The organism is Phocaeicola sp. RTP21198st1_B8_RTP21198_201120 (genome assembly GCF_040929485.1).
GTDB lineage: Bacteria > Bacteroidota > Bacteroidia > Bacteroidales > Bacteroidaceae > Phocaeicola > Phocaeicola dorei.
In genome coordinates this window covers 1-13,045 of record NZ_JBCOCI010000104.1, presented here as the reverse complement: position 1 = coordinate 13,045, position 13,045 = coordinate 1, and the positions used below count along the sequence as shown (strand labels likewise).

General features: G+C 45.9%; 7 protein-coding genes and 1 pseudogene. 4 read left to right on the top strand and 4 right to left on the bottom strand.

The genetic code is table 11. From position 1 onward, the window contains the following. Positions 1 to 62: 62 nt before the first annotated feature. The 4 genes and pseudogenes from AB5935_RS21860 to AB5935_RS21845 all read left to right on the top strand — a co-directional run. Positions 63 to 983 (top strand): annotated as a pseudogene (locus tag AB5935_RS21860) (SusC/RagA family protein); the annotation flags it as partial. A 6-nt stretch (positions 984 to 989) separates the two neighbouring features. Continuing rightward, positions 990 to 2,513: a RagB/SusD family nutrient uptake outer membrane protein gene (locus AB5935_RS21855; protein ID WP_038612109.1), complete on the top strand. Its 1,524-nt coding sequence runs from the start codon at positions 990 to 992 to the stop codon at positions 2,511 to 2,513. Between the two features lie 81 nt (positions 2,514 to 2,594). Further along, a complete protein-coding gene (gene bglX / locus AB5935_RS21850) occupies positions 2,595 to 4,910 on the top strand; it encodes a beta-glucosidase BglX (RefSeq protein ID WP_117596052.1) in 2,316 nt (771 codons plus the stop codon). 17 nt (positions 4,911 to 4,927) lie between these two features. Beyond that, positions 4,928 to 6,286, top strand: a complete 1,359-nt coding sequence (locus tag AB5935_RS21845) for a glucoamylase family protein (RefSeq protein WP_038612106.1) — start codon at positions 4,928 to 4,930, stop codon at positions 6,284 to 6,286. Between the two features lie 23 nt (positions 6,287 to 6,309). Here the strand turns inward: AB5935_RS21845 and AB5935_RS21840 are convergent, their stop codons facing one another. The 4 genes from AB5935_RS21840 to AB5935_RS21825 form a co-directional block, all read right to left on the bottom strand. Beyond that, positions 6,310 to 6,921: a polysaccharide deacetylase family protein gene (locus AB5935_RS21840; RefSeq protein ID WP_007834116.1), complete on the bottom strand. Its 612-nt coding sequence runs from the start codon at positions 6,919 to 6,921 to the stop codon at positions 6,310 to 6,312. Between the two features lie 70 nt (positions 6,922 to 6,991). Continuing rightward, the gene (locus tag AB5935_RS21835) at positions 6,992 to 10,396 is read right to left on the bottom strand and encodes a DUF2723 domain-containing protein (RefSeq protein ID WP_007854751.1); all 3,405 of its coding nucleotides are present in this window, start codon (positions 10,394 to 10,396) and stop codon (positions 6,992 to 6,994) included. A 460-nt stretch (positions 10,397 to 10,856) separates the two neighbouring features. Next, on the bottom strand, positions 10,857 to 11,624 hold the full coding sequence (locus AB5935_RS21830; protein ID WP_007834113.1) for a metal ABC transporter ATP-binding protein: 768 nt from the start codon (positions 11,622 to 11,624) through the stop codon (positions 10,857 to 10,859). Positions 11,625 to 11,633: 9 nt separating this feature from the next. After that, positions 11,634 to 12,539, bottom strand: coding sequence for a metal ABC transporter solute-binding protein, Zn/Mn family (locus AB5935_RS21825; RefSeq protein WP_038612103.1), 906 nt, complete (start codon positions 12,537 to 12,539; stop codon positions 11,634 to 11,636). Positions 12,540 to 13,045 lie beyond the last annotated feature (506 nt).

Below are 13,045 nucleotides of genomic sequence, written 5' to 3'. Positions count from 1 at the left end.
AAAATCCTGAGCAACTTTTTGTTGCTCAGGTACTTAAAAAGTTTAATTTATAATAGTGTTGCGGAATTAAGGATAAAAAGAATACGAAGGACTTGCTGGCAAAGGTTCCCGGACTTTCCGGAACCATTCCCGGAATAGGAAATCTGGGACAGATAGAGAATAAAGGGGTGGAATTGTCTGCCACTTGGCGGGATCAGATTGGCGATTGGGGGTATAATGTGGGAGTCAACCTGACTACTATCAAGAATAAGGTGAAGAGTCTGGTACAAGACGGCTATTCCATTATTGCCGGAGACAAGAGCCAGAGCTATACTATGGCGGGTTATCCCATCGGTTTCTTCTATGGATATAAGGTAGATGGTGTTTATCAGTCACAGGCCGATATTGATGCTTCACCCAAGAATACACTGGCTACAGTGACTCCCGGTGATTTGAAGTTCGCCGATGTGAATGGGGATGGTGAGATTACACCGGCAGACCGTACTTTGATTGGTGATCCTACTCCGGATGTTACCTATGGAATCTCATTAGGTGTTTCCTATAAAGGTTGGGAACTGGGTATTGACATGATGGGACAAAGCGGTAATCAGATTTACCGTACTTGGGACAATTACAATTGGGCGCAGTTCAACTATATGGAGCAGCGTCTGGACCGTTGGCACGGCGAAGGTACATCCAATACACAACCTGTCCTAAATACCGGTCATGCCATTAACTTTGAAAATTCGGAGTATTATGTAGAAGACGGCAGTTTCTTCCGTATACGTAACCTGCAATTGGGCTATACTTTTGATAAGGCCCTGATATCCAAAATCGGTTTGAAGGCTTTGAAAGCCTATTTCAATATTCAGAACCTGAAAACTTGGAAACATAATACCGGCTACACCCCTGAGTTTGGTGGTTCTGCCATTGCTTTTGGTGTGGATAATGGAAGTTATCCGGTACCTGCGATTTATACATTTGGACTCAATATTACATTTTGATTGATTATGAAACGAAGTAAATATATACTATACATTTGGGCGATTGGAGGAATCCTGGCCTTTACCGGTTGTAATGATTTCCTTGACCGCAGTCCTCAAGGTCAGTTCACGGAGGATGATAATCCCGGTGCATTGGCAGAAGGAAAGATATTCAACATCTATACCATGATGCGTAATTTCAATATTACTGCAGGAACTCCCGCATTCGCTATTCATTGTTTCCGTTCCGAAGATTCGGAGAAAGGAAGTATTTCCAGCGACGGGTCGGAACAGGCGGCAATGTATGATGATTTCCAGTACAATGCCAGCAATGGGTTGATAAAGGCCTATTGGAGTCAGAATTATGCGATTATTTATCAATGCAATGAGGTGGTGGATGCCATTGAGACCGGTCATCTGACAGAAGAGAATGACCTCTATAATAAAGGAGAAGCGTTATTTTTCCGTGCCTACTGTTACTTTAATTTAGTGCGAGCCTTCGGGGAGGTTCCATTGGTTACCTTTAAGGTAAATGAAGCTTCGGAGGCTAATGTACCCAAAACAACGGTAGACAAAATTTATGAACAGATAGACAAGGACTTGAAAGATGCGGAAGATTTGCTTCCCGAACAGTGGCCGGCTGCCTATTTGGGACGTCTGACGTGGGGAGCTGCCCGTTCCCTGCATGCCCGTACCTATATGATGCGCAATGATTGGCAGAATATGTACAAAGCAGCCTCGGATGTAATGGGAAAAGAAATTTATAATCTGGATACCCCTTACGATAAGATTTTTACTGACGAGGGAGAGAACAGCGGTGGTTCGGTGTTTGAGTTGCAGTGCTTGTCTACGGCCGCCTTGCCGCAAAGTGATAAGATAGGAAGCCAATTCTGTGAAGTACAGGGGATTCGTGGTTCCGGAAAATGGGATTTGGGTTGGGGATGGCACATGGCTACCGAACTGATGGCGGAGGCTTTTGAGCCTGGTGACCCCCGTAAGGATGCCACCTTGCTTTATTTCCGTAAGAGTGATTCCGACCCTGTTACTCCGGAGAATACCAATACGCCATACGGAGAGTCCCCGGTGTCGCAGGCAGAAGGTGCTTACTTCAACAAGAAAGCCTATACCAATCCGGCATTGCGCCAGGAGTTTACCAATAAAGGCTTTTGGGTGAATATCCGGCTGATCCGCTACTCGGATGTCGTTTTAATGGCAGCGGAGTCAGCAAACGAGTTAGGTAATACTTCGGAAGCGCAAAAGGATTTGGAGATGGTGCGTGCCCGTGCGCGTGGCGGTAATCCGGATATACTACCTGAAATTACTTCTTTGGACCAATCGGTATTGCGTGAAGCAATCCGACACGAGCGTAGGGTGGAATTAGGACTGGAATTCGACCGTTTCTATGATTTGGTACGTTGGGGAATCGCCGAGCAAGTTCTTCATGCGGCAGGTAAGTTGAATTATCAACCGAAGAATGCACTTTTGCCTATACCGCAGGATGAAATAGACAAGTCGAAAGGAGTGCTGAAACAGAATCCTGATTATTTATAATTATTCAATATGTCAATAGGCTTATGAGTACATTGACACATTAGCACATTATTTAAGATGATGAATAGAATATTTCAAAGAATGAAGCAAGTGGCTCCCATGCTGCTATTTGCCACCCTGAGTGTGCATGCGCAGAAATCACCTCAGGATATGAATCGTTTCATTGATAATTTGATGAAAAAGATGACCTTGGAAGAAAAGATAGGCCAGTTGAACTTGCCCGTTACCGGTGAAATCACTACGGGACAGGCAAAGAGCAGCGATATCTCAGCCCGTATAAAACGGGGTGAAGTAGGAGGACTGTTTAACTTGAAAGGAGTTGCCCGTATCAAGGATGTGCAGGAACTGGCTGTGAAAGAGAGCCGTCTGGGGATACCTCTACTGTTTGGTATGGATGTGATTCATGGTTATGAAACGATTTTCCCCATCCCTTTAGGCTTGTCATGTACCTGGGATATGAAAGCCATTGAGGAATCGGCCCGTATTGCGGCCGTTGAGGCCAGTGCGGATGGTATCTCCTGGACTTTCAGTCCGATGGTAGATGTTAGCCGGGATCCTCGTTGGGGACGTGTTTCGGAAGGGAGTGGGGAAGACCCGTTCCTGGGTGCTGAGATAGCTAAAGCCATGGTGCGTGGCTATCAAGGCGGCCAGATGAAACGCAATGATGAGATAATGGCTTGTGTCAAGCATTTCGCCTTGTATGGAGCTTCCGAGGCCGGACGCGATTATAACACGGTGGATATGAGCCGTCAACGCATGTTCAATGAGTACATGCTCCCCTATCAGGCAGCTGTTGATGCCGGAGTGGGTAGTGTGATGGCTTCCTTTAATGAAGTGGATGGCATTCCGGCTACAGCCAGTAAATGGTTGATGACTGATGTGCTGCGTAACCAGTGGGGCTTTCAGGGCTTTGTGGTGACGGACTATACCGGAATCTATGAAATGATAGACCATGGAATCGGTGATTTGCAAACCGTAGCTGCCCGTGCTGTCAATGCCGGAGTAGATATGGACATGGTGAGCGATGCTTTTGTAGGAACATTGAAACAGTCGGTGCAGGAAGGAAAGGTATCCATGCAGACCATTGATACTGCCTGTCGTCTTATTCTGGAGGCAAAGTATAAATTAGGGTTATTTGCCAATCCTTATAAATATTGTGATCTGAAACGTCCCGCACGTGATATCTTCACTCCGGAACACCGTGCCGTAGCCCGCCGTATTGCCGGAGAAAGCTTTGTCTTGCTGAAAAACGAACCTTCTACCGATAGGGCAGGATCGAATCCGTCCGGAAGCACAGTGCAACCTGTACTTCCTTTGAAGATGCAGGGTAATATTGCCGTAATAGGCCCGTTGGCAGATACTCGTACCAATATGCCCGGAACTTGGAGCGTGGCCGCTATACTGGATAAATCCCCTTCACTGATAGAAGGTTTGAAAGAGATGACTGCCGGAAAAGCTACCATCTTATACGCTAAAGGCAGCAATCTGACCAGTGATGCCGCCTATGAAGAACGGGCGACTCTCTTCGGGCGCAGCCTTCATCGGGATGCCCGTACCGATGCCCAACTGTTGCAAGAAGCATTGACGGTAGCTCAGAAAGCCGATGTCATAGTAGCTGCTTTGGGCGAATCTTCAGAAATGAGCGGTGAAAGCAGCAGCCGTACTTCACTGGATATCCCCGATGTACAACGTACTTTGTTGAAGGAACTGCTAAAAACTGGAAAACCTGTAGTCTTGGTACTTTTCACCGGACGTCCGCTGACGTTGGAGTGGGAACAGGCTCATGTTCCTGCGATTCTGAACGTATGGTTTGGAGGTAGCGAAGCTGCTTATGCTATTGGTGACGTACTTTTTGGCGCTATTAATCCAAGTGGAAAACTGACTATGACTTTCCCGAAGAATGTGGGGCAGATTCCTTTGTACTACGCCCACAAGAATACCGGACGTCCGCTGCACGAAGGGAAATGGTTTGAGAAATTCCGTAGCAACTATCTGGATGTGGACAACGAACCGCTTTATCCATTCGGTTATGGGCTTTCATACACTACTTTCAACTATGGAGATATTACGTTGGACCGTACTTCAATGCCTATGGACGGAAGTCTGACAGCTAAAGTGATACTGACAAATACAGGAAGCAGGGATGGTGCGGAAGTAGTGCAGTTGTATATCCGTGACAAAGTAGCTGAAAGTACCCGTCCTGTAAAAGAACTGAAAGGTTTCCAAAAGGTATTCCTGAAAGCAGGTGAATCCCGTGAGATAACCTTCAAGATTACTCCCGATTTATTGAAATATTATAATTACGAGTTACAATACGTGGCCGAACCCGGAGCTTTCGATTTGATGATTGGTACGGACAGCCAGCATGTGAAAACAGCAACATTTGTGCTGCACTAACCTAAACCTGTGAAAAAATGAAAAGAATTCCCTTATGTGCAGCGGTGTTGCTGCTTTTCTCATTGCTGGCTTGTAAAAACAAGCCGGCAGCTTCTTCTGACAAGCGTCCGGCATCGGCGTCCGACACGCTTTCCGATGATGCTTTGATGGATACTGTCCAGCGTCGTACTTTCCAATATTTCTGGGAGGGGGGCGAACCTTATAGCGGTATGGCTCGTGAGCGTTATCATATAGATAATGTATATCCCGCAGGAGGACCCGAGGTGGTAACCTCGGGAGGAAGTGGTTTTGGCATCATGGCTATTCTGTCCGGTATAGACCGGGGCTATGTGAGCCGGCAGGAAGGGCTCGAAAGAATGGACAAGATTGTGACTTTCCTTGAGAAAGCCGACCGTTTTCATGGGGCTTATCCTCACTGGTGGAATGGTGAGACAGGCAAAGTATTGCCTTTCGGTTCCAAAGATAATGGCGGTGACTTGGTGGAAACTGCTTTTTTGATGCAAGGCTTGCTGGCTGTGCATCAATATTATGTAAATGGCACTTCGGATGAAAAAGAGTTGGCGGCACGTATTGATAAATTGTGGCGTGAGGTAGACTGGAACTTTTACCGTCAGAACGGGCAAAATGTGCTTTATTGGCATTGGAGCCCCACAGAGGGCTGGGCCATGAACTTTCCGGTGCATGGATACAATGAATGTATGATTATGTATATTCTGGCTGCTGCTTCTCCTACTCATGGGATACCTGCCACGGTTTATAATGAGGGCTGGGCACAGAATGGACAGATTGTTTCTCCTCATACGGTAGAGGGGATTAAATTACATCTTCGTTATCAGGGTACGGAAGCAGGACCGTTGTTCTGGGCGCAATATTCTTTTCTGGGCATGAATCCCAATGGTTTGCAGGATAAATATTGTCCCAGTTATTTCAATGAAATGCGTAATCTTACCTTGGTCAACCGTGCCTACTGCATCCGTAATCCCAAGCATTATACCGGCTTTGGCCCGGATTGTTGGGGATTGACTGCCAGTTATTCGGTAAACGGTTATGCGGCACACGCTCCTAATGAGAAAGAAGATTTGGGAGTGATTTCTCCGACTGCCGCTTTATCCTCTATTGTCTATACTCCTGAATATTCTTTGCAGGTAATGCGTCATCTGTATGGAATGGGTGAGAAAGTATTCGGCCCGTATGGCTTTTATGATGCTTTCAGTGAAACGGATAACTGGTATCCGAAACGTTATCTGGCTATTGACCAGGGCCCTATAGCAGTGATGATAGAGAATTATCGTTCGGGATTGTTATGGAAACTGTTTATGAGCCATCCCGATGTACAGAATGGGTTGAATAAACTGGGATTTACATATACTAAGTAAATAACTCAAGGTATTTGGCCTTATCAGTCAAATACCTTGAACTCATAGCCTTGTTCCAGCAGCCATTCTATGGCCCGGGGCAAGGCATATTTCATGTTTTTCTCTGCCTTGATGGAATCATGGAAAGTAATGATGGAACCATTCCGCACATAATGTTTTACTTTCCTCAGTACCTGCTTCCCATTCAGCTTGTTGCTATAGTCACGGGTTACTAAGTCCCACATCACTATTTGATACTTATGGCGCAGCACCATGTACTGCATCCAGCGCATGTGGCCATGTGGCGGACGGAACAGGTTGGTATGGATCAGTTCGTTTGCTTTGTCCGTATTGGCCAGATAATTCTTGCTTCGGTATTCGAATCCCCGGATATGGTTAAAAGTATGATTTCCTAAACGATGTCCTCGTTCTACAATCATCTGGAATTCCTTGGGATGCTTGCGCACATTGTCGCCCACCAAAAAGAAGGTAGCCTTAATATTGTACTTGTCTAATAAATCGAGTACCCACGGTGTGATCTCGGGAATCGGCCCGTCATCGAAAGTCAGATAGACCGCTTTTTCATTCTTGTCCATTCGCCAGAAGGCGCGTGGATAAAGCCAGCGGAGTATCAGCGGGGGTTGTTCTATAAACATGAATGTGTGTGCTTTTGTTGGTTATACAAATATAAAGGTGTGGATTCACCGCAGAATCCACACCTTTTATTTACTTTCTGCCTGCTCCGCCGCCTACACGTTTGTTGAACACCTCATAGAGCTCTTCAAACTTCTTGGCATAGTGGCTTGCCATATCCGATTTATTCTGTTGTTCGCCTTCACCTTGTACACCGCCGGCAGCATTTGCGCGGGCAAGGCTCTTGTTGATTTCATCCAGAATATAGAAATTGCGCAGACAGTCCTCGTATGAACCTTGCAGACGTTGGTCATTCAGACTCAGGTACCAGGTGATGTATTCCACCGATTTGTTTGCCAAATCATTCAGAATAGCCTCACCTTTCTCTTTTTCACCTAACGCCAGATAATCATCGGCCATTTCTTTGGAACTGCTCATGATGTAATCGTGGGGCACGGTAGTGCTTGGGATTACTTCCGAACAGTAGTCAAGGGCTTTCAACGCCTTATCTTTCTTGCCTTCTTTTATCAACTGAGTAGCCAGCTGTATAAACATACGGCGGTGAGTCTGGCACATACGCATCACAGTTTCGTCAATGTAGATATCCGGGTTGTCAATTCCTCCGAACTTGAACTTGTTCATCAGGTTGTCGTACATTTTCTCGCTGTCGATGCGTGCGTTCAGCTGGGTGGTGTTGAACGGAGTGATGCGGTAGGCAAGACCTTCCTGCATGAAGTTGTTGCCTAAATTCAGATGATTGTCGCTACCCACCGTAATAGCCATGTACAACGGACGTTCCCAGTTGGTATTTGCCAGCATCTCAAGCATCATCAGCTCGCTCTTGTACAGCATACGTTTGCCTTTCAGGGAGATACTCATATAATCGGGGATTTCACCATGCAGGGAGTCGGGAATCATCATGCCCGAGCGTTTCACAGCCTCCTTGTCCAGCTTGATGACGATGCTGTCCGTCGGTATCAGCTGTAAACCTTCTTTGGGTGAGCGTACCCAGTATTTCAGAATATTTTTCAATTCATACGGGTTGTCTCCGAATTCCTTGGCGGCTTCTTCCGGATTCTGCTTGTAGAAGTTATTGATGCTTTCCATCACTTCCGGTCGTACAGCCACTCCTTCATTATGCCCCTGTACATATTCCAGACGGCTCCATTCGATAGGTACTGCCGGAGAGTCGTATGCCTGACGCTTCATTTGGTCGATGTACCAGTCCGTTTGCAGGTAACTCAGGTTACATACACGTACATCGGTGCGGAAACCTTCCGTTTCCTGGTTGTACCACAAGGGGAAAGTATCGTTGTCACCATTAGTAAAGATAATCGGGTTACCTTCTTCTTGTACGGTGCTCAGGTAGTTTTGTCCAAAGTCGCGTGCCACATAACGGTTGCTGCGGTCGTGGTCGTCCCAGGTCTGGCTCACCATCTGGATGGGTACGAACAGACAAACTACAGTTGCAATGACGGAAGCTGGTTTCTCACCCAGTTTGCCTTGCAGCCATTGGGCAATACCCGCCACACCCATGCCTATCCAGATGGCAAATGCATAGAATGAACCTGCGTATGCATAGTCACGTTCGCGGGGCTGCATCGGTGTCTGGTTCAAATAAAGTACGATGGCCAGACCAGTCATGAAGAATAGGAAGAATACGATCCAGAATTGCTGGATACCTACTGGTTCTTCTATTTCTTCCCCATTGGGAGTCGTGATACGTCTTGTCTTGTAAGCCTGCCAGAACAGACCGATAAGTCCCAGAATCAACGGCAGGCAATAGAATACATTGTGTCCTTTGTTGTTTTTCAGGTCGGAGGGGAGCAGGCTTTGGTCGCCCACCAGGAACTTGTCCACAAACGGTATTCCGGTAATCCAGTTGCCATGTTCTATTTCACCTTGTCCCTGTATGTCATTCTGGCGTCCGGCAAAATTCCACATGAAATATCTCCAGTACATGTAGTTCAACTGGTAGATAAAGAAGAACTTGATGTTATCCCATTGGGTCGGGACTTTCACCATCACCATCTGTCCGCACTGGTCGTAAGGAACCTGCACGCCTTTGATGCCGCCCAGCCAGTCTTCGTAGGCCTGTGCGTGTGCGTCGCTGTACATGCGTGGGAAGAGCATATTTTGTGCATATTTGTAATCGGTCTTATGACGCACTATTTCGTAGCTGTCTTTTTCATCGGGAGTCGCTTTCTCCTTCCGTTGATACACGGGAGCGCCTTCCGTCACATCATATACGCATCCTCCGTCCACTTCTTTCAGTGCCGGTTTGGAGGCGTATGTCTGTCCGTAGAACAAAGGACGGGTTCCATATTGCTCACGGCCCAAGTATTCGCCTAAAGTGAAAATGTCTTCCGGAGAATTCTGGTCCATCGGAGTATTGGCGGTAGAACGAATCACAATCAATGCGTACGAGGAGTATCCTACCATAATCATCATGATGCACAGCAAAGAGGTATTTAAAGTACGTGCACTAATCTGATATTTCTTGTTCAAATCAGCAAACAGATAAACGCCCAAGATTCCTAGTATGATAATGCCTATCAAGGCGCTGCTCCATCCGTAGCCATAGAAGGGGATGCCCAGCATGGCGATAGTTACCATGAAGGAGATATTCATGCGTTTGCGGCTCTTTTCCGTATAGCTTTCGTAAACACCCCAGATAATGGATGCGGCGAGTAGAATGATATATACAATCAGACCGCTGTTGAAAGGCATACCGAAACTGTTGACGAACAGCAGTTCGAACCATCCTCCCACTTTTACTACGCCCGGCACGATACCGTACAGCACTGCTGCAACCAACACCATGGAGCCTGTAAGTGCCAACAGACTGCCTTTGAGGTTAGCATCGGGATTCTTTTTATAATAGTACACCAGTACAATGGCCGGAATACACAATAAGTTCAGCAAGTGCACACCGATGGAAAGTCCGGTCAGGTAAGCAATCAAAACCAGCCAGCGGTCGCTGTGAGGCTCATTGGCAACGGATTCCCATTTTAGAATCAACCAAAAGACTACTGCGGTGAAAAGACTGGAGTAAGCATATACCTCACCTTCTACGGCACTGAACCAGAAGGTGTCGCTCCATGTATAAGCCAAGGCTCCTACCAGTCCTGACCCCATAATGGTGATGAGTTTGCCTAAGGTCATCTCCTTGTCATCGGGGCATATCAGTTTTTTCACCAGATGGGTTATACTCCAGAAAAGGAATAGGATACAAGCCGCACTCATCAGAGCGCTCATGGTATTGACCATTCTGGCTACTTGACTGGGGTCGCTTGTAAATTGGCTGAATAAGTTGGCGGTAAGCATAAAGAAAGGTGCGCCGGGCGGGTGACCTACCTCTAATTTATATCCGGTAGTGATAAATTCCGGGCAATCCCAGAAACTGGCTGTCGGTTCTATAGTCATACAGTAAGTAAAAGCTGCGATGACAAAAGCGAACCAACCCACCAGGTTGTTGACTAATTTGTACTGTTTCATGAATATATTATTGTTTCGTTAACGTTCAATGGGCGCAAAGATACGAAAGAAAGTTGGAATAGGGGTACAATGGTCTGTTATTTAGTGTTATCCTTCGGGGATGCGGCAGAAAATGTTTCTTTCAGTCCTTAACGGAATTTCTATGTTTTATTGCTGGTTTGTATGCTGTGTTCTGAAATTTCAGTTTGTGCAGATGGAGGGAATCGTTGGATTCCTAACCTTTTTCTACTCTATGATTAAGCTTGATTAATGGCTAGGTTAAGGTCTTTTATACGGTAAACTAGTATAGACCGCTACAGTGGACTGTACAGTCTGCTATAGTGGTCCGTACGGTCTGTTGCAATGGACTGTACGGAGCACTGCCGGCGACTGTAGAAGTCTGCCGTAAGAAAATGCTTAATGATAAGGTGGATAGGGCTTAACCTGTCGCATGAAAAGACTTAGGTCACGATAATCGGATTTATTCGTCGTGATGATGGCATTTCAAGATGCGGTGAGGGAAGTTTCCATGTCCTAACAGTTCGATGGGGCATCCGAAATGCTCTTCCAGCCATTCGGTGGGTACTTCCGTATCGGGATGATAATCCAGCGTTTCGTTGACGCACGCTATGGTTTTTACATTTTGCAGCACAGTGCCTATATCATGGCTTACCAGGATGATGGCCCGTTCCTTGTTGATTTCTTCCAGCAGGGAGTAGAGTTTGGCTTCAAACCGTTTGTCAATGTAGGTATTGGGTTCGTCCAGAATGACAACCTCAGGATTTGAAACCAAGGCGCGTCCCAAGAGCGCGCGTTGCAGTTGTCCTCCGCTCAGTTCGCCGATGGCACGGCTTTCCAAACCTTCCAATCCCATGCGGGCAATAATCCGGTTCACTAGTTCGTGCTGTTCGGGAGTGTAGCGGTGGAACAGGGATTTCTGCTTGTTGAGCCCTGATAATACCACCTCGTACACCGAAATGGGGAATTTCTTGTCAATACTGTTGTATTGTGGTAAGTATCCCATGGCTATCTCGGGTATTTCTTTTCCATTTTTATAGAAACGGATTGTGCCTGAAATAGGCTTTAGTAATCCTAGTATGATTTTAATTAATGTGGTTTTTCCACCACCATTGGGACCTATTACACCTAGGAAGTCATGCTCATATACGGTGAGGTTGATATGGCTTAGCACTGTTTTCTCATCGTAAGAAGCGGAAATGTCTGTAAGTTGTATAATGGGATTCGTCATAAGGCTGTATTATTTGGCAAGTGCTTTTGCTACATTAATCATCTCTTCCTGCCATTCGTAACTTAGCGGATTGATGGGAACAACGGTAATCCCCAATTCATCTGCTATCAGTCTGGCATTGCGCGTATCGAATTCCTGCTGGACAAAAATAACCCGGGCATTGTCCCGGCGGCAGGTTTCTATCAATTCTTTCAGATGGGCGGGCGAGGGTTCTTTTCCTCTTTCTTCAATGCTGATTTGCTTCAATCCATAGTCCCGGGCAAAATAACTGAGTGCCGGATGATAGATGAGGAAAGTGGTGTCGGCATTCTGTAGTCGGTCACGAACTTCCGTGTCTGTCTGTGCGATAATTTGTTGCAGACTGTCCAAACGATGTTTGTAATAGGGCTCGTTTGCACTGTCCAGTTCGCTCAGGGCGGCGTAGATATTACGGGCGATTACTGAGGCATTGCGTGCGGAGTTCCATATATGAGGCTCTATCCCCCCTTCGTGATGATGGTCACCGTGGTTGTATCCTGCTTCCTGTATGACATCTATCCCTTTTGAAGTATCGAATATTTTCAGATGAGGGGCATTCGTGGTCAGTTTATCCATCCAGGCTTGTTCAAAACCGATATAGCCTATGCGCAGGTAGGCGATACTCTTATCCAGATTGACCAGCTGCTGGGGGGTAGGGTCGTAGGTTTCGGGGCTGCTTCCTTTCGGAACCATGCTGACTACCTTGAATTTATCGCCTGCAATGGTTTCTGTGAAATAGCGCAAGGGCTCCAGGGTGACAGTCAGGGTCGGTTTTCTGGAAGTGGGCTGTTTACTGTCACAGGCGGTAAACAGGCACACTATCAGTGCCATGCAGCATGAACAAAGGATACTTTTACCGGGATGCAATTGGGAAAATATGTGATGTCTGGTTCTCATGAATGTTATCTTTTCTGTTTAACAACAACAAATATACGCAAATTGCTCATTAATCAGGTACAAATACTTCCCAAATTGCTCAATTGATAAGCAATTTCAGTTTGGTTAAGGCTTTTCATACGGTTGCTCTGTGGCTGTATGAGAAGCCTTAGTTTCAGGTAAGAGATTCTATATGGCATTCTATGTAGTCTTTATAGTTCTCTATAAATATGCGCTTTATATTTTGTGGGAAGTGTCTTATCGTTTGTCAATCTTTTTAAGAGGCCATATAAGGCTCTCGTATTCATGAAGACTAAGAATTGTAAAAAAATCCTTTCAATCTTTGTTTCATGTATTTATCTTACTATATGTTAAGGGAGGAAGTAGGGATTAGTTGTGGATGGTTGAAAATCAATAAGTTATTATATGTCTGGAAGATGAAAAAATATAAATCCTTAATTCCGCAACACTATTATAAATTAAACTTTTTAAGTACCTGAGCAACAAAAAGTTGCTCAGGATTTTGC

Coding starts and splice junctions, on each gene's coding strand:
- AB5935_RS21855 (WP_038612109.1), top strand. CDS start 990: ATGAAACGAAGTAAATATATACTATACATTTGGGCGATTGGAGGAATC.
- bglX (WP_117596052.1), top strand. CDS start 2,595: ATGAAGCAAGTGGCTCCCATGCTGCTATTTGCCACCCTGAGTGTGCAT.
- AB5935_RS21845 (WP_038612106.1), top strand. CDS start 4,928: ATGAAAAGAATTCCCTTATGTGCAGCGGTGTTGCTGCTTTTCTCATTG.
- AB5935_RS21840 (WP_007834116.1), bottom strand. CDS start 6,921: ATGTTTATAGAACAACCCCCGCTGATACTCCGCTGGCTTTATCCACGC.
- AB5935_RS21835 (WP_007854751.1), bottom strand. CDS start 10,396: ATGAAACAGTACAAATTAGTCAACAACCTGGTGGGTTGGTTCGCTTTT.
- AB5935_RS21830 (WP_007834113.1), bottom strand. CDS start 11,624: ATGACGAATCCCATTATACAACTTACAGACATTTCCGCTTCTTACGAT.
- AB5935_RS21825 (WP_038612103.1), bottom strand. CDS start 12,539: ATGAGAACCAGACATCACATATTTTCCCAATTGCATCCCGGTAAAAGT.